The organism is Sphingobium sp. SA2 (assembly GCF_032227065.1).
Taxonomy (GTDB): Bacteria; Pseudomonadota; Alphaproteobacteria; order Sphingomonadales; family Sphingomonadaceae; genus Sphingobium.
On record NZ_JAPMXX010000006.1, the window covers coordinates 1,659,991 to 1,676,312 of the forward strand.

A 16,322-nucleotide genomic window follows, 5' to 3' on the forward strand; every position below is an offset into this window, starting at 1 on the left:
AAGGGGCCGCTAGTCGCCGTGTCGGACGCAATTCTCTATTCAGGCAACGCAATCAGCGTCGCGGACGGCAAAGGCCGGTTCGTGCTGCCTCTGGAGATGCGCAAGCAGGTCAAGCAGGCGAGCGGCGGCGAGAACCGGCTGTGCCTGTCGATCCACATGGCCAATGGCTGCGCCACCGGTTTTGGCCTGTCATACAAGCAGTTCCTGTATGATGAAGTCGCCGAGCTGGAACGGCTGGCGCGCGAGGCGAACCGCCCCTTCAACGGCGATCTGGAGCGCGAAAATCGCCTGAGCATGATCGAAGACGTGAATTTCGACGATGGCGGCCGCTTCTTCCTGCACCCCGATATCAAGGAAGAAGTGGGCATCACCGACGCGGTCGTCTTTCTGGGCGTTGGCCTTTATTTCCAGCTCTGGGACCCCAAGGCGCTGGTCGCCAGCCCCGATCGTCCGGCGGTCATCCGCAACAAGGCGAAGCGCTGGCTCGACGCGCGCGCGGCAGAGGGCGGCAAGTGACCGAGGCCGTTCCGCATATCCCCGTACTGCTGGATGAAGTGCTGGACGCCCTGGCCATCGCGCCGGGCGAGACCCATGTCGATGGCACGTTCGGCGCGGGCGGCTATTCGCGCGCCATGGCGGGCAAGGGCGCGCGCGTCATCGCCTTCGATCGCGACCCCGATGCGATCCGCGAAGGCCAGGCCGTCGCCGCGGCGAACGACATCCTGCTGATCGCGGGCGAGTTTTCGCGGATGCGCGAATTGCTGGCCGAACAGGGCATCGAATCGGTGTCGGGCCTGACGCTCGATATCGGCGTATCCTCGATGCAGCTCGACCGGGCCGATCGCGGCTTTTCCTTTCAGGCTGACGGCCCGCTCGACATGACGATGAGCCAGGCGGGCATGAATGCCGCCGATTTCCTGAACGAAGCGGCCGAAGAAGAGATTGCCGACGTCATCTATCGCTATGGCGACGAGCCACGGTCGCGCCGGGTCGCTCGCGCGATCGTGATGGCGCGTCCGCTGGAGCGCACGGCACAGCTTGCCAGCGTCGTGCGTCGGGCGCTGGGCCACAAGCCGCATGACAAGAAAGACCCCGCGACCCGCACCTTTCAGGCGATCCGCATTCATGTGAATCGCGAACTGGAGGAGCTGGAGCGCGGGCTGGAAGCGGCCGAAGCGCTGCTGGAGGAGGGCGGTCGCCTGGCGATCGTCACCTTCCACAGCCTGGAGGACCGCATCGTCAAACAGTTCCTGCGCAATCGCAGCGGGGGCGAGGGGGGCGGATCGCGCCATATGCCTGAAAAGCAGGCGAGCGCCGCCCCGACCTTCGCCAAGCCGGCCAAGGCGGTGCGGGCCGGTGAAGCGGAACTGGCGCGCAACCCCCGCGCCCGGTCCGCCACTTTGCGCAGCGCCGTCCGTACCGCTGCCCCCGTTGCCCAATCCCCCGTTATCCCGTCCGCCCGGAGTGCCCGTCCATGATCGCCGTCAAGAGGTTGCAGAGCCTGATCTGGGTGATCCTGGTCGCGCTGGGCGCGCTGGGGGCCTATATGGTGTCGCTCAAGGTCGCGACCGAGCGCAACGAATTGATGCGGGTACGCGCGCAGATCGCGCGGACGCAGGGTGAGATCCGTTATCTGGAAACGGAATTCAGCGCGCGCGCCTCGATGCGGCAGCTCGAAAGCTGGAACCAGCATGATTTCATGTATGGCACGCCGACCGCCGGGCAATATCTGGCGGGTGAGCGCGCATTGGCGCAGCTGGACGGCGTGCAGCCCAATGGCCCCGACTATGTCGCGCCACCCGTGATGGTGGCGATGGTGGAAACCCCCGCCGACCTGCCGTCGGCGCCGCAGGCCGCGCCCGCCAGTCCCGCCGCGACCCAGATCCGCAGCGACATCGCCGTCATTCGCGAAGCCCATGCCGCCGACAATGTCGAGAAGCTGGCCAAGGCCACGCCAGCCCGCACGCCTGCGGTACAGGCCAAGGTTGATGCTGATGTGTCGAAGCCCAATCCGGTCGCGCGCAAGGCGGAACGGATGGCGATGCTCGACGCAAAGTTGCTGGATGACAGTACGTTGGGCGATTTGAGCGCCAAGGCGGCGCGCGAACGCAAGAAGGGGGCGCGCTGATGGCCACGATCATCGTTCAGCCCGGCCATGCCCGTGTCGGGCGGCAGCGCGTCAGCCTGACCGCCGTCGCGCATAACCGGCTGATGCTGTTGCTGATCCTGTTCATGCTCATCACGTTGATCGTGATCGGGCGGCTATTCTGGGTCGGTATCTTCACGCAGAGCGGGCAGGGCGATGATGCGCTGTCGGCCTTTTTGCCCGCGCGCGCCGATATTGTCGATCGTAACGGGGTGCCGCTGGCGCGGACGATGGATGCCTATTCAGTGGCGGTGCGCCCGTCCAAGCTGATCGGCGAACCGGCTGAACTGGCGCGCAAGCTGCACGAAATCTTCCCCGACGAAGCCGAGGCAGTCTTCTACAAGAAGCTGACCGGCAAGGGTTGGGCCTATCTGCGCCGCCGGGCGCTGCCCGAACAGGTTGCGGCGGTAAATGCGCTGGGCGAAATCGGCATCGAATTTCCGCGCGAAAAGGAACGTCTCTATCCGCAGCGGACGCTGGCAGCGCATGTGCTGGGCTTTGCGCCCAACGCCAACGGCGTCGGCGGGATGGGCGTCGAATCGGCGTTCAACGATCGGCTGACCGACGCGACGCTGCGCGGCAAGCCGTTTGCCATTTCGATCGACAGCCGGGTACAGGGCGCGCTGGAAAGCGAGCTTTATGCGCAAATGGTGTCGCAGCGCGCGCGTGGCGCGGGCGGGATCATCCTGGACGTCAACACCGGCGAAGTGATCGCCATGGCCTCCATCCCGGTGTTCGACCCCAACAAGCTGCAAAATTATGCGGGCAAGAGCTGCAGCCAGTCGCCGCTGTGCAACCAGATCGTGCAGGCGCGCTACGAACTGGGTTCGACCTTCAAGCCGCTGTCGATCGCCGCCGCCATGGACAAGGGCGTCGTGACGTCGATGAGCAAGCGCTATGATGCGACCGCGCCGATCGCCATCGCCGGGTTCCGCATCAAGGACGACCACGCCATGGGGCGTTGGATCAACGTGCCGGAAACGCTGGTTCATAGTTCCAACATCGCGACCGCGCGCATCGCCGACGAACTGGGGGCGGCCCCGTTGCAGGATTTGTTCCGCGCCCTGCATTTCGACCAGCGCGCGCCGATCGAACTGAAGGAGCGCGCCGGGACGCTGTGGCCCGCCAATTGGGGGCGGATCACGACGATGACCGTATCCTATGGCCATGGCATCGCGGTGACGCCGCTGCATCTGGCCAGCGCCTATGCCGCGCTCGTCAATGGCGGGATGTGGCGGCCCGCGACGTTGCGCAAGCTGGATGCGGACGATGTGCCGCAGGGTCGCCGCGTTTTCACCGCCGCAACGAGCGCGCGGATGCGCCAGCTGTTGCGGATGATCGTGTCGGAGGGTACAGGACGCAGCGCCGACGCCAAGGGTTTCCGGGTGGGAGGCAAGACGGGCTCCGCCGAGAAGCCCGAAGAAGGTCGCTATAACAAGAGTTCGCTGGTGACGACGTTCGCCTCTACCTTTCCGATGGATAATCCCCGCTATGTCGTCCTGGCGATGATGGACGAGCCTAAGGGCAATGCGGAGACGTTCGGCCTGCGCACCGCCGCCTGGACCGCGTCGCCCGTGGTCAAGCGCGTGGTCGAACGGGTCGGGCCGATGCTGGGCGTGATGCCCGATGAGCGGCGCGACGTGGATATTTCGGACCTGATGCCGCTGCTGTGGAAGGCCAAGGGAGAGAGCGAATGACACGGCTGGGTTCCCTGATCGACGGTCTGGACCCTCATGTCGGGGCGGACGCCGACCTCGACCGCAATGTCACGGGTTTCGCGATCGACAATCGCAAGGTCGCGCCGGGCACGGTGTTCGGCGCGTTCCAAGGGCTGCGCGTCAATGGCGAGGATTATATTGCCGATGCGGTGAAGGCAGGCGCGATCGCCGTGGTCGCCCGGCCGCAAGCGGTGGTCGAGGGTGCGATCCATATTGCGCACGCCAATCCCCGTCGCCTGTTTGCGCAACTGGCCGCCCGCTATTTCGCGCCTTTTCCCGATGTAACCGTGGCCGTGACCGGCACAAACGGCAAGACGTCGACGGTGGAACTGGCGCGGCAATTGTGGCGGATGATGGGGCATCATGCCGCCTCCATCGGCACGCTGGGCGTCACGACGTCGGTCGATCAGGTTTCCACGGGTCTCACGACGCCGGACATCGTCACCTTCCTCGCCAACATGTCGGGCCTGCGCCGTGAGGGCGTCAGCCATGCCGCGTTCGAGGCGTCGAGCCATGGGCTGGACCAATATCGGACCGAAGGATTGCCGGTCGTCGCGGGGGCGTTCACCAATTTGTCGCGCGACCATCTCGACTATCATGGCGATATGGACCGCTATTTCGACGCCAAGATGCGGTTGTTCGATGAAGTGGTGGCGGCAGATGGCGCGGCGGTTGTGTGGGCCGACGATGCCTGGTCGGACAAGGTGATCGCGCGGGTCGCGGCGCGGGGGCTGAAACTGCTGTCGGTCGGCGAAAAGGGGGAGGCACTGCGCCTCGTCTCACGCACGCCGACGCAATTGGGGCAATTGCTGGAGATCAATGTCGAGGGCAAGCGTTACACCGTCAATCTGCCGCTGATCGGTGCGTATCAGGCCGCCAATGCGCTGACCGCAGCCGGGCTGGTCATCGCGACCGGCGGCGACGTGGTCAAGGTGCTGGAATTGCTGGGCCGGGTGCAACCCGTGCGCGGGCGGCTGGAACGGGCCGTCATCAGCAAGACGGGTGCGCCGGTCTATGTCGATTATGCGCATACGCCCGACGGCCTGAAAGCCGCGATCGAGGCCTTGCGCCCGCATACCAAGGGGCGGCTGATCGCGCTGTTCGGTGCAGGCGGGGATCGCGATGCGGGCAAGCGGCCATTGATGGGGCAGGTTGCGGCGGAACTGGCCGACCATGTGATCGTGACGGATGATAATCCGCGTTCCGAAGAGCCTTCCGCGATCCGTGCCGCCGTGATGGCGGGCGCGCGAGGAGCCGAGGAAATTGGCGGACGACGTGCCGCCATTGCCGCCGCGATCGCGCTGGCGGGCAAGGACGACATCGTGCTGCTGGCCGGCAAGGGGCATGAGCAGGGCCAGATCATTGGCGACCGGGTGCTGCCCTTTGACGATGTGACCGTGGCGCGGGAGTGCGCGGAGTGATGTGTCTGTTTAGGCCTTCTCATTTCCTAAAGCCCCTCCCCTTCAGGGGAGGGGTTGGGGTGGGGGCTGTCGTCTTGGCATTGCGTCTGGGGCACGCCCCCACCCCCCTCCCCTGAAGGGGAGGGGCTATAATGTTGCTCTGGACCTCCGCAGACATCGCTCAGGCAACGGGCGGCGCCGCGTCGGCGCCTTTTGCCGTTTCGGGCGTGGCGTTCGACAGCCGCGAAGTGACGGATGGCGACCTGTTCGTCGCGATGAAGGGCGAAGCGACCGACGGGCATAAGTTCCTCGACAAGGCCTTTGCCCAGGGCGCGGCCGGGGCGATCGTCAGCGAGCCGGTGGACCATCCCCATATCCTGGTGCCCGATAGCGCCGCCGCGCTCGAAGCGCTGGGCCGCGCGTCGCGCAAGCGCATGAGTGGCAAGGTGATCGGCATCACTGGGTCGGTCGGCAAGACCGGGACCAAGGAAGCGCTGTTCCAGGCGCTGGATCGCGCGCATCCGGGGCAGGTTCACCGTTCGGTCAAAAGCTACAACAACCATGTCGGCGTGCCGCTGAGCCTGTCGCGGATGGCGGGTGACACGGCGTTCGGCGTGTTCGAAATGGGCATGAACCATGCGGGCGAACTGGCCGCGCTGACTCGGCAGGTGCGGCCCCATGTCGCGATCGTCACTGCCATCGCGCCCGCTCATATCGAATTTTTCGGCACCGAGGCTGCGATCGCCGAGGCCAAGGCGGAGATTTTCGAGGGGCTGGAGCCGGGCGGCACCGCGATCATCCCCTATGACAGCCCGCATGTGGCGCTGCTCTACAACAAGGCGGAGCGTCATGCCGGGCGCATTCTGACCTTCGGCACCAGTCCGCAGGCCGATGTCCATGCGCGCGAAACGGTGCCCGCGCCGGGCGGCGGCACGCTGGTCACGGCCAAGCTGCCCGACGCCGAACTCTGCTTCACGGTTGCCGCGCCGGGCGATCATTGGGTGTCCAATGCGCTGGCGGTGCTGGCGGCGGTCGATGCGGTCGGCGGCGATCTGGCCGCAGCGGGGCTGGCGCTGGCCGAGATGCCGGGCCTGCCGGGCCGGGGCGAGCGGCGGACCGTCTCGGTTGGCGGCGGCACGGCGTTGCTGATCGACGAAAGCTATAATGCCAATCCGCTGTCGATGGCGGCGACGCTGCGCCAGTTGGGTCGCGAGACGGCCGACCGGCGCCTGGCAGTGCTGGGCGGGATGCGCGAACTTGGCAGTCGCAGCGCGGAACTCCATGCCGACATCGCGCCCGTGCTGCGCGACAATGGGATCGACTACGTCATTCTGGTCGGCACGGAAATGCAGCCGCTCGCCGATGCGCTGGACGGCGTGCTGCCCTTCGCGCATGTCGCCGATACGGCGAGCGCCATCCCCATCATCCAACAGGAACTGCGCGCGGGCGACGCGCTGCTGGTCAAGGGATCGAACGGCATCGGCCTGTCCCGGCTGGTCGCGGCCCTTGCCGAGGGAGAACAAGACTGATGCTGTACTGGCTTGCCCAGACGATGGATTTCGAGGGTATTTTCAACCTCATCCGCTATTTGTCCTTTCGCGCGGGCGCGGCGATCTTCACCGCGCTCATCATCGGTCTGGTGATCGGCCCCAAATTCATCGGCTGGCTGCGCGTGCGCCAGGGTAAAGGGCAACCCATTCGCGATGACGGCCCGCAGACCCATCTGGCCAAGCGGGGCACGCCGACCATGGGCGGGCTGATGATCCTGACCTCCATGATCATATCGGTGCTGCTGTGGATGGACCTGTCGTCCACCTATGTCTGGGCCTGTCTGTTCGTGACATTGGGCTTTGGCGCGATCGGTTTTCTGGACGATTATGACAAGGTGACCAAGGCCAGCCACAAGGGGCTGTCGGGCAAGATGCGGCTGGCGTTCGAGTTCCTGATCGCGGGTGTCGCGGCGTGGATGATCGTTAACAGCCATGGCAATACCGCGCTCTACGTGCCCTTCTACAATGGCCCGGCGATCGAGCTTGGGCCATTTTACTTCTGCTTTGCTGCCTTCGTCATCGTGGCGTTCGGCAATGCGGTGAACCTGACCGACGGGCTGGACGGGCTGGCGACGATGCCAGTGATCATCGCCTGCTTGGCTTTCATGCTGATCGTCTATCTGGTGGGCCGCGCTGACTTTGCCGAATATTTGGGCATCCCGCATGTGCCGGGTGCGGGCAACCTGACGATCTTGTGCGGCGCGATCATCGGCGCGGGGCTGGCCTTCCTGTGGTTCAACGCGCCGCCCGCCGCCGTGTTCATGGGCGATACCGGATCGCTGGCGCTGGGTGGAACGATCGGCGTGATCGCGGTGACGGCGCATCATGAGATCGTGCTGGGCATCATTGGCGGCCTGTTCGTGGTCGAAGCGATGAGCGTCATCATCCAGGTCTTCTTCTACAAGCGCACGGGCAAGCGCGTGTTCAAGATGGCGCCGATCCATCATCATTTCGAGCAATTGGGCTGGGCCGAGCCGACCGTGGTGATCCGCTTCTGGATCATCGCCTTCGTGCTGGCGCTCGCCGGTCTTGCGACGTTGAAGCTGCGATGATCGTTTCGGACGTCTTTGCGGGCAAGACCTATGCGGTGCTGGGGCTGGCGCGGTCCGGCCTTGCCACGGTCGAGACGCTGCTGGCCAGTGGCGCGCGGGTCGTGGCGTGGGATAGCCAGGAAACGGCGCGGGCGCAGGTCGAAGGCCGCGCTGAACTGGGCGATCCGATGGAGATCGACCTGACCGGCTTCGATGGGATCGTCGTGTCGCCGGGCGTGCCGCTCAATCGGCATCCCATCACGATACGCGCCAAGATTGCGGGCGTGCCGATCATCGGCGACATCGAACTGTTCGCGCTGGCCCGCCCGACGCTGCCGCCGCACAAGGTCGTCGGCATCACCGGCACCAACGGCAAGTCGACCACGACCGCGCTGATCCATCATATCATCGAACAGGCGGGCTATCCGACGGTCATGGGCGGCAATATCGGCCTGCCGGTGCTGGGCCAACCGCCGCTGGAGCCCAATTTGCAGGGCGTGGGCGTCTATGTGCTGGAATTGTCCAGCTATCAGATCGACTTGACCTATAGCCTCGACTGCGATGTCGCGGTGCTGCTCAACATCACGCCGGATCATCTCGACCGCTATAATGGGTTTGAGGGTTATGTGGCGTCCAAGGCGCGGCTGTTCGCGATGCAGTCGGCAGGGCATGTCGCGGTGATCGCGACCGAGGATGAATCGAGCCGAGCGATTGCTGAAAACCTCCGTCATTCCAGCGCACGCTGGAATCCCACTTCTTCTTCGGCAACGGACGAAAAGAGAGATCCCAGCGTTCGCTGGGACGACGTGATTGAGGTTGGGGTCAGAGACATCGATCCCGATACCCAATTGGGCTGGCCCGCGTTGCAAGGCCCGCACAACGCGCAGAATGCGGCCGTCGCCATCGCTGTCGCCAAGGCGCTCGATATCGATGACGCGACGCTGGCCAATGCGCTTGTCAGCTACGCCAGCCTCCCCCACCGGATGCAGGCGGTGGCGACCCGTAACGGCGTTCTTTACGTCAACGACAGCAAGGCGACCAACGCCGCCTCGACCGCGCCCGCGCTCGCCGCCTGGCCCGCGAAGGACGGTAAGCCCCGCATCCACTGGATACTCGGCGGTGTCGCCAAGTCCGACAATCTGGACGAGTGCGCGCCCCATTTCGGCAATGTCGCCCATGCCTATACGATCGGCGAAGCGGGGCATATGTTCGCTGACTTGCTGCGCTCCTCTATGGCGGTGGACGATAGCGAGATGCTAAGCGCCGCCGTCCGCCGCGCCGCGCGCATTGCGCAGCCCGGCGACGTGATATTGCTCTCGCCCGCCTGTGCCAGTTTCGACCAGTTTCGCGATTTCGAGGCGCGCGGAGATGCGTTCGTCGCCGCCGTCGCGGCGCTCGACTAGACGGCATCGGGGGGCAGGGCATGAACAGGGAAGGGACGACGCGCATGTCTAGAGCTGGCGACCTGGTGAAGGGGTTTCGCACCCGCACCGTGCCGCGCGAACGCACCGCGCTCGCCATCTGGTTCTGGGAGATTGACCGCGTCCTCCTGTCGCTGATCGTCGCTTTGATGGCGATCGGGCTGGTGGCGGTTGCCGCTGCCTCGCCGGTGGCCGCGATCGATCGGTCGACCGCGCAGATCGCGGTCAATCCGCTTATCTATTTCTATCGCCAGCTCTTCTTCGTGCTGCTGGGCCTGCCGATCATGCTGGTCATTTCCATGCTGCCCCGGCCGCAGGCGCGGCGGCTGGCGACCTTCATGGCTATGTTCTTCTTCGTGATGCTGCTGGTGGTGCCGCTGCTGGGCAGTACGGTGAACGGGGCGAAGCGGTGGATCGACTTGCCGGGCTTCCGTTTCCAGCCGTCGGAGTTTCTGAAGCCCGCTTATGTGGTGACGCTGGCCTGGTTGCTGTCGCTGCGCGGCAAGGACCAGACTTTGCCGGTCATCCCGCTGACCGGCGTGACCACGGCGCTGATCGCGCTCGTCCTGATGCGCCAGCCCGATTTCGGCCAGACGGTGATCTTCTGCGCCTGCTGGGGCGTGTTGCTGCTGTTGTCGGGCGTGTCGATGCGGGCGATCGGCGCGCTGATCGGCGCAGGCCTCGCGGGGTTGGTCGCGGTCTATATGTTCTATGAAAATGGCCGTCAGCGTTTCAACGACTTCCTGGGCATCGGCGTGGACGAGAGTGCGGGGCCGGACCAGACCGACCTTGCCTTCCGCACCATCACCCATGGCGGCTTTACCGGCGTCGGGCCTGGCGGGGGGCAGCATAAGTTTCGCCTGCCCGAAGCGCATACCGATTATATCTTTTCGGTGATTGGCGAGGAGTTCGGGCTGCTCGCCTGCATCGCCATTGCCTGCGTCTATCTCGCCATCATCGTGCGGGTGCTGCTGCGCCTGCTGGACGAGGAGGATGTGTTCACCATTTTGGCCGCGGCGGGCCTCACCACCCAGTTCGGATTGCAGGCGATCATCAATATGGGCGTCAATGCGCAGATATTTCCGTCCAAGGGCATGACGCTGCCCTTTATCAGCTATGGCGGCTCCTCTATGCTCGCGCTTTGCATCGGCGTCGGCCTGTTGCTCGCCTTCACGCGACGCAACCCCTTCATGGGTCGGCATACGGTCGTCAAATGGAGTGGTCGATGAGCATTTCCCGTCACTTCGTCCTGGCCGCTGGCGGGACGGGGGGTCATATGATTCCCGCCCATGCGGTGGCCGAGGAACTGATGGCGCGCGGCCATCATGTCGCCTTGGTCACGGATGAGCGGGGCGCGAAGATCCCCGGTATCTTCGACCGGGCGCAAGTCCATATCATGCCGGCGGGGCGCATGACCAAGAACCCGGCGAGTTGGCCGGGGGCGTTGAAGGCGATCCTCGCCGGGCGCGCCATGTCGCGGCGGCTGAACGAGACGTTTCGGCCCACGGCGGTTGTCGGCTTCGGCGGCTATCCCGCCATGCCAGCCTTGCTGGGTGCCTTGGCCGATGGCATCCCGACCGCGATCCATGAACAGAATGCGGTGCTGGGCCGGGTCAACCGTCTCCTCGCCGGGCGGGTCGATGCGATCGCGACGGCCTATCCGGGGGTCGAGCGGCTCAAGCCCAGATATGATGCGAAGGTCCATCTGATCGGCAATCCGGTGCGCGAAGAGGTGAAAGCCCTGCGCGACGAGGATTTCCCGGCGTTGACCGACGAAAGCGTGTTCCGGGTGCTGGTGATCGGCGGCAGCCAGGGGGCGTCTATCCTGTCAAGCGTCGTGCCCGAAGGCCTGTCGATGCTGCCGGTCGCGCTGCGTCGGCGGTTGCAGGTGACGCAGCAATGCCGCGCCGAGGATATCGACCGGGTGCGCAAAACCTATGCGGAGATGGAAATCCCCGCCGACCTCGCCACCTATTTCAACGATGTGCCCGAAAAGCTGGGCTGGGCGCATCTGGTGATCGCGCGGGCGGGGGCTTCGACGCTGGCGGAGCTGACCTGCGCCGGGCGGCCCGCGATCCTGATCCCCTTACCAAGCGCGATGGACGATCACCAGACCGCCAATGCGCGCGAGATGACCGAGGCAGGCGGCGCGCGCACGATCACCCAGGCGCGCTTTACCGCCGTCGAACTGGCCAAGCAGATGCAAAAGATGGCGATGGAGCCAGGCGCGTTGCAGAACGCTGCCAAGCGCGCATGGAACTGCGGCCGTCCCAACGCTGCGCGCGACATGGCGGACCTGCTGGAAAGCATCGGCCATGCGCCGATCGTCAATGATCCGGTGCGGGTCGGGCCGATGCCGACGACGCTCAATCTGGCGGGGGTTCCGGCGTGATGGCTTCCCTCTTCCGTCATGCCAGCGAACGCTGGCATCCCACTTCTTCTTTCTCCGTCGCTCTTGAAGAAAAGAGAGATCCCAGCCTGCGCTGGGATGACGGTATTGTTTCGGAGATTATCGCATGAAGGGTGTCGGCACGGACATCGGCACGATCCATTTCATCGGCATTGGCGGCATCGGCATGTCGGGCATTGCCGAGGTGATGCACAATCTGGGCTATGATGTTCAGGGATCGGACGTGGCCGAAGGCTATGTGGTCGAGGGACTGCGCGCCAAGGGCATCCGGGTGATGATCGGCCACAAGGCGGAAAATCTGGGCGATGCCGCCGTGGTGGTGACGTCCACCGCGATCAAGCGCGGCAACCCGGAGGTCGAGCTGGCGCTGGAAACACGCGTGCCGGTTATCCGCCGGGCGGAGATGCTGGCCGAGTTGATGCGCCTCAAATCCACCGTTGCCGTTGCAGGCACGCATGGCAAGACCACGACGACGTCGATGGTCGCGGCGTTGCTCGATGCTGGCGGGGTGGACCCTACGGTCATCAATGGCGGCATCATCAACAGCTATGGCTCCAACGCGCGGCTCGGCAATAGCGACTGGATGGTGGTGGAGGCCGATGAGAGCGACGGCAGCTTCCTGCGGCTGGACGGCACCATCGCCGTCGTCACCAATATCGACCCCGAACATCTCGACCATTATGGCAGCTTCGACCGGGTGAAGGACGCTTTTGTCGAGTTTGTCGGCAATGTGCCTTTCTATGGCGCGGCGTTGCTGTGCCTCGACCATCCCGAAGTGCAGGCGATCTTGCCGCGGGTGCAGGACCGGCGGATCGTCACCTATGGCTTTTCGGCGCAGGCCGATATTCGCGGCGACAATGTGGTCAGCTTCCCCGGCGGCAATCGCTTCGACATTCAGGTGCGTGAGCGCGACGGATCGACGCGGAAGATTGAGGGCATCGAAATGCCGATGCCCGGCCGCCACAATGTGCTGAACGCCATGGCGGCGATCGGCGTGGCGCTACACATGGGCATTGACGATGCGACCATCCAGACGGGCTTTGCCAAGTTCGGCGGGGTCAAGCGGCGCTTTACCAAGGTCGGCGAGATTGTAGTCGGCGATGGCAGCGCCATCGTGATCGACGATTATGGCCACCATCCGGTCGAGATCAAGGCCGTGCTGGCGGCGGCGCGCGAAGGCGCGCAGGGTCGCGTGATCGCCGTGGTCCAGCCGCACCGCTTCACGCGACTGCGCGATTTGATGGATGATTTCCAGCAAGCGTTCAACGATGCGGACATGGTTTACGCAACGCCGGTCTATACTGCTGGCGAGCAGCCGATCGAGGGTGTGGACAGCGCGGCGCTGGTCGCGGGGTTGAAGCGCCGGGGGCATCGCCATGCTTCGACCGTGGCGGATATGGACGAACTGGTCGATGCGATCGCCGTCGATATCCAGCCGGACGACATGATTGTCTGCCTGGGCGCGGGCGACATCACCAAATGGGCGGCAGGCCTTGCGACGGCGGTGTCCGCCAAGGTCAAGGAGGCGGTCTGATGTTCGAACTCTTCGCCGTTGGCCTGGAAATGCAGAAGCGGATGATCGACGTGCAGATGCAGGGCGTGGAAGCCGCGCGCGACATGATCGATGCCGCACAGCAAAACGTACAGGCAGGCATGGCCGCGACCCAGGCGCAAGAGGCTGGCATTAAGTCCATGAAAAAATGGATGAATATGTGGGGAGTGCGCGGTTGAGCCTGGCCCTTCCTGCTGTCCGTGGCACGATCAAGCCCGATGCGCCGCTGGCCCCGCTCGTCTGGTTCAAGGCGGGCGGCGCGGCGCAATGGCTGTTCGAGCCGAAGGATGCGCAGGACTTGTCCGATTTGCTGTCCGCGCTCGATCCGGCGGTGCCGGTGATGGCGATCGGCCTTGGCTCCAACCTGATCATACGCGATGGCGGCGTGCCGGGCGTGGTGGTGCGGCTGGGCAAGCCCTTTGCCACCGTCGAGGCGCTGGACGCGACCACCCTGGTCTGCGGCGGCGGGACGTCGGGCATTCTCGTGTCCTCGACCGCGCGGGACAAGGGCATAGCGGGCCTCGAATTTCTGCGCTCCATCCCCGGCACGGTCGGCGGGTTCGTGCGGATGAACGGCGGTGCTTATGGTCGCGAGACATGCGACATTTTGGTGTCGTGCGACGTGGTGCTGCGGTCGGGCGAGCGGGTCACGCTTTCCAAGGATGAACTGGGCTATAGCTATCGCCACTCGACCCTGCCGGAGGGGGCTGTCGTGGTCAGCGCTTGTTTTCGAGGCGTTCCGGGCGAACCCGCTGCGATCCAGGCGGAGATGGACAGGATCGCCGCTGCGCGCGAAGCCAGCCAGCCGCTGCGCAGCAAGACCGGCGGATCGACCTTCAAAAACCCCGATGGGCACAAGGCCTGGGCGCTGGTGGACGAGGCGGGCTGTCGCGGGCTGCAACTGGGCGGCGCGCAGGTGAGCGAGAAGCACACCAATTTTCTGCTCAACCTGGGTGACGCCACCAGCGCGGACATCGAAGCGCTGGGCGAAGAAGTGCGGCGGCGGGTGAAGGACAAGAGCGGCGTGGAACTGGAATGGGAAATTCAGCGGGTGGGGGTGCGGAAGTGATGATGGGTAGCCAATTCCTCCCCGGTACGGGGAGGTGGCAGGCCGAAGGCCTGACGGAGGGGGCTCGCCCCGCTGTACGCCCCCTCCACCACTGGCTTCGCCAGCGGTCCCCCTCCCCGTGCCGGGGAGGAATGCGATGACCCGTGGTCCGTGGCATGTCGCCGTCCTGATGGGCGGCTGGTCGGCGGAGCGGCCTGTTTCCCTTATGAGCGGGGAGGGCGTTGCCAAGGCGCTGGAATCGCGAGGGCATAGGGTCACGCGGATCGATATGGATCGCGATGTCGCGGCGCGTCTCGCCGAGGCCAAGGCCGATGTGGTGTTCAACGCGTTGCATGGTGTGCCGGGGGAAGATGGCACGGTGCAGGGTATGATGGACCTGATGGGCCTGACCTACACCCATTCGGGGCTGGCGACGTCGGTCATCGCGATCGACAAGCAACTGACCAAGCAGGCGCTGGTGCCGCATGGCATCCCCATGCCCGGCGGCAAGATCGTGGCGAGCGAGAGCCTGTTTGCGGGCGATCCGTTGCCGCGTCCCTATGTGTTGAAGCCGGTCAATGAAGGCAGTTCGGTCGGCGTGGCGATCATCACGGCGGAGGGCAATTATGGCGATCCCATCGGTCGCGACAGTGTCGGTCCATGGCAGGATTTCCTCGAATTGCTGGCCGAACCCTATATTCGCGGGCGCGAATTGACGACCGCCGTGCTGGGCAATGAAGCGCTGCTGGTCACGGAATTGCGCCCCAAGAGCGGCTTTTACGATTTCGATGCCAAATATACCGATGGTATGACCGAGCATGTCTGCCCGGCCGATATTCCGCCCGACATCACTGAAGCCTGTAAGGCGATCGCGCTGCGCGCGCATCAATTGCTGGGCTGCCAGGGGGCGTCGCGCGCCGATTTTCGCTGGGACGACGAACAGGGGATCGAGGGGCTTTATCTGCTGGAGGTCAATACCCAGCCGGGCATGACGCCCTTGAGCCTCGTGCCTGAACAGGCGGCGAAGCTGGGCATTGACTATGCCACGTTGGTAGAGACTATTGTCGAGCAAGCGCTGTCGCGCGCCGGGGGGACGGAACATGGCTGAGACACGCATCAGACGGGGCGGCTCCACGCGATTGAGCAGCGCGCGCGATACCGCGGCCAAGGGTCGGCGCGGCCGCACGCTCAAGCGGCAATCGACGCTGGACCGGGTGATCGAGGCACTGCCGGTCAGCGAAGCGACGCTGCAACGCATGGCAAGCTGGGCGATCGTCGGCATTTTCGGCGCGGGCGTGGTCGGCGTCGCGATGTTCTTCGGCGTGCCCGCCATGGCGCACAAGCAGGCGGCGCTGCTGGCCGCGCGCGCCGGGTTCGAGGTCGACAAGGTCGAGGTGCGCGGCGTCGAGCGGATGGACGAGCTGCCGGTCTATAATATCGCGCTGGGCCAGGTGGATCGGTCGATGTTGTCGCTCGACCTGCCCAAGGTGCGCAGTGAGATGCTGAAACTCGGCTGGATCAAGGATGCGCGCATTTCCCGCCGCCTGCCCGATACGCTGGTGGTGGACATCGTCGAGCGCGATCCGGTCGCGGTGTGGCAGCATGGCGGGCGGCTGCACCTGATCGACGTGACGGGCGTGGTGTTGCAGCCTGTGTCGGCCAATGCGATGCCTGACCTGCCGCTGGTGGTGGGGCCGGACGCCAATCGGCAGACGGCGGGGCTGAATGCGCTGATGGACAATGCGCCGGCGTTGAAGCCGATGCTGGCAGGCGCAACCTGGGTCGGCAATCGCCGCTGGGATCTACGCTTTCAGTCGGGCGAAACCCTCTCCCTGCCCGAAGGCGACAAGGGGAGCGCGGCGGCTCTGGTGAATTTCGCGCGCATGGATGGTGTCAACCGCCTGCTTGGGCGCGGGATCGTGAAGTTCGACATGCGTGACCCCGATCGTTTCGTCCTGCGCCTGCCGCAGGGCAAGGTCGAGGACAAGCCGATGGCCACCGACGGCAAGACCGCGAGCGCTGCGCCCGCGGAGGAAGAGGGCTAAA

The 16,322-nt window shown here is 65.0% G+C and carries 16 protein-coding genes; all 16 read left to right on the forward strand.

Features of this window, described 5'->3' with window-relative positions:
* Positions 1-18: 18 nt before the first annotated feature.
* The gene (locus OVY48_RS15845; protein WP_069067024.1) at positions 19-516 is read left to right on the forward strand and encodes a division/cell wall cluster transcriptional repressor MraZ; all 498 of its coding nucleotides are present in this window, start codon (positions 19-21) and stop codon (positions 514-516) included.
* Positions 513-1,478, forward strand: coding sequence for a 16S rRNA (cytosine(1402)-N(4))-methyltransferase RsmH (rsmH, locus tag OVY48_RS15850; RefSeq protein ID WP_313923521.1), 966 nt, complete (start codon positions 513-515; stop codon positions 1,476-1,478). Before OVY48_RS15845 ends, rsmH begins: the two co-directional genes overlap by 4 nt.
* A complete protein-coding gene (locus OVY48_RS15855) occupies positions 1,475-2,128 on the forward strand; it encodes a colicin transporter (protein WP_313923522.1) in 654 nt (217 codons plus the stop codon). The genes rsmH and OVY48_RS15855 overlap by 4 nt, the downstream gene beginning before the upstream one ends.
* Positions 2,128-3,843 (forward strand): penicillin-binding protein 2, encoded by a 1,716-nt coding sequence (locus OVY48_RS15860; protein ID WP_313923524.1) that lies wholly within the window; start codon positions 2,128-2,130, stop codon positions 3,841-3,843. The genes OVY48_RS15855 and OVY48_RS15860 overlap by 1 nt, the downstream gene beginning before the upstream one ends.
* A complete protein-coding gene (locus OVY48_RS15865; RefSeq protein WP_313923525.1) occupies positions 3,840-5,285 on the forward strand; it encodes a UDP-N-acetylmuramoyl-L-alanyl-D-glutamate--2,6-diaminopimelate ligase in 1,446 nt (481 codons plus the stop codon). The genes OVY48_RS15860 and OVY48_RS15865 overlap by 4 nt, the downstream gene beginning before the upstream one ends.
* A gap of 131 nt (positions 5,286-5,416) precedes the next feature.
* A complete protein-coding gene (gene murF / locus OVY48_RS15870; RefSeq protein ID WP_409593341.1) occupies positions 5,417-6,793 on the forward strand; it encodes a UDP-N-acetylmuramoyl-tripeptide--D-alanyl-D-alanine ligase in 1,377 nt (458 codons plus the stop codon).
* A complete protein-coding gene (mraY, locus tag OVY48_RS15875; RefSeq protein ID WP_313923526.1) occupies positions 6,793-7,866 on the forward strand; it encodes a phospho-N-acetylmuramoyl-pentapeptide-transferase in 1,074 nt (357 codons plus the stop codon). Before murF ends, mraY begins: the two co-directional genes overlap by 1 nt.
* Positions 7,863-9,248 carry a UDP-N-acetylmuramoyl-L-alanine--D-glutamate ligase gene (murD, locus tag OVY48_RS15880; protein WP_313923527.1) on the forward strand — a complete coding sequence of 462 codons (1,386 nt, stop codon included), beginning with the start codon at positions 7,863-7,865 and terminating at the stop codon, positions 9,246-9,248. Before mraY ends, murD begins: the two co-directional genes overlap by 4 nt.
* A gap of 44 nt (positions 9,249-9,292) precedes the next feature.
* Positions 9,293-10,495, forward strand: a complete 1,203-nt coding sequence (locus tag OVY48_RS15885; protein WP_037477654.1) for an FtsW/RodA/SpoVE family cell cycle protein — start codon at positions 9,293-9,295, stop codon at positions 10,493-10,495.
* Positions 10,492-11,658 carry an undecaprenyldiphospho-muramoylpentapeptide beta-N-acetylglucosaminyltransferase gene (gene murG, locus OVY48_RS15890; protein ID WP_313923528.1) on the forward strand — a complete coding sequence of 389 codons (1,167 nt, stop codon included), beginning with the start codon at positions 10,492-10,494 and terminating at the stop codon, positions 11,656-11,658. Before OVY48_RS15885 ends, murG begins: the two co-directional genes overlap by 4 nt.
* Positions 11,655-11,786, forward strand: coding sequence for a hypothetical protein (locus OVY48_RS15895; protein WP_313923529.1), 132 nt, complete (start codon positions 11,655-11,657; stop codon positions 11,784-11,786). The genes murG and OVY48_RS15895 overlap by 4 nt, the downstream gene beginning before the upstream one ends.
* Positions 11,783-13,210, forward strand: coding sequence for a UDP-N-acetylmuramate--L-alanine ligase (murC, locus tag OVY48_RS15900; RefSeq protein ID WP_313923530.1), 1,428 nt, complete (start codon positions 11,783-11,785; stop codon positions 13,208-13,210). Before OVY48_RS15895 ends, murC begins: the two co-directional genes overlap by 4 nt.
* A complete protein-coding gene (locus OVY48_RS15905) occupies positions 13,210-13,407 on the forward strand; it encodes a hypothetical protein (RefSeq protein ID WP_037480099.1) in 198 nt (65 codons plus the stop codon). The genes murC and OVY48_RS15905 overlap by 1 nt, the downstream gene beginning before the upstream one ends.
* A complete protein-coding gene (gene murB, locus OVY48_RS15910; RefSeq protein WP_313923531.1) occupies positions 13,377-14,297 on the forward strand; it encodes a UDP-N-acetylmuramate dehydrogenase in 921 nt (306 codons plus the stop codon). Before OVY48_RS15905 ends, murB begins: the two co-directional genes overlap by 31 nt.
* 136 nt (positions 14,298-14,433) lie before the next feature.
* On the forward strand, positions 14,434-15,384 hold the full coding sequence (locus OVY48_RS15915; protein ID WP_313923532.1) for a D-alanine--D-alanine ligase: 951 nt from the start codon (positions 14,434-14,436) through the stop codon (positions 15,382-15,384).
* Positions 15,377-16,321: a cell division protein FtsQ/DivIB gene (locus tag OVY48_RS15920; protein WP_069066211.1), complete on the forward strand. Its 945-nt coding sequence runs from the start codon at positions 15,377-15,379 to the stop codon at positions 16,319-16,321. Before OVY48_RS15915 ends, OVY48_RS15920 begins: the two co-directional genes overlap by 8 nt.
* Position 16,322 lies beyond the last annotated feature (1 nt).

Bases quoted from the DNA above. Each gene is read 5' to 3' on its own strand.
- OVY48_RS15920 (WP_069066211.1), top strand. From the start codon at position 15,377: ATGGCTGAGACACGCATCAGACGGGGCGGCTCCACGCGATTGAGCAGC.
- OVY48_RS15905 (WP_037480099.1), top strand. From the start codon at position 13,210: ATGTTCGAACTCTTCGCCGTTGGCCTGGAAATGCAGAAGCGGATGATC.
- murD (WP_313923527.1), top strand. From the start codon at position 7,863: ATGATCGTTTCGGACGTCTTTGCGGGCAAGACCTATGCGGTGCTGGGG.
- murF (WP_409593341.1), top strand. From the start codon at position 5,417: ATGTTGCTCTGGACCTCCGCAGACATCGCTCAGGCAACGGGCGGCGCC.
- mraY (WP_313923526.1), top strand. From the start codon at position 6,793: ATGCTGTACTGGCTTGCCCAGACGATGGATTTCGAGGGTATTTTCAAC.
- murG (WP_313923528.1), top strand. From the start codon at position 10,492: ATGAGCATTTCCCGTCACTTCGTCCTGGCCGCTGGCGGGACGGGGGGT.
- OVY48_RS15915 (WP_313923532.1), top strand. From the start codon at position 14,434: ATGACCCGTGGTCCGTGGCATGTCGCCGTCCTGATGGGCGGCTGGTCG.
- OVY48_RS15885 (WP_037477654.1), top strand. From the start codon at position 9,293: ATGTCTAGAGCTGGCGACCTGGTGAAGGGGTTTCGCACCCGCACCGTG.
- murB (WP_313923531.1), top strand. From the start codon at position 13,377: ATGGATGAATATGTGGGGAGTGCGCGGTTGAGCCTGGCCCTTCCTGCT.
- OVY48_RS15855 (WP_313923522.1), top strand. From the start codon at position 1,475: ATGATCGCCGTCAAGAGGTTGCAGAGCCTGATCTGGGTGATCCTGGTC.
- OVY48_RS15865 (WP_313923525.1), top strand. From the start codon at position 3,840: ATGACACGGCTGGGTTCCCTGATCGACGGTCTGGACCCTCATGTCGGG.
- murC (WP_313923530.1), top strand. From the start codon at position 11,783: ATGAAGGGTGTCGGCACGGACATCGGCACGATCCATTTCATCGGCATT.
- OVY48_RS15860 (WP_313923524.1), top strand. From the start codon at position 2,128: ATGGCCACGATCATCGTTCAGCCCGGCCATGCCCGTGTCGGGCGGCAG.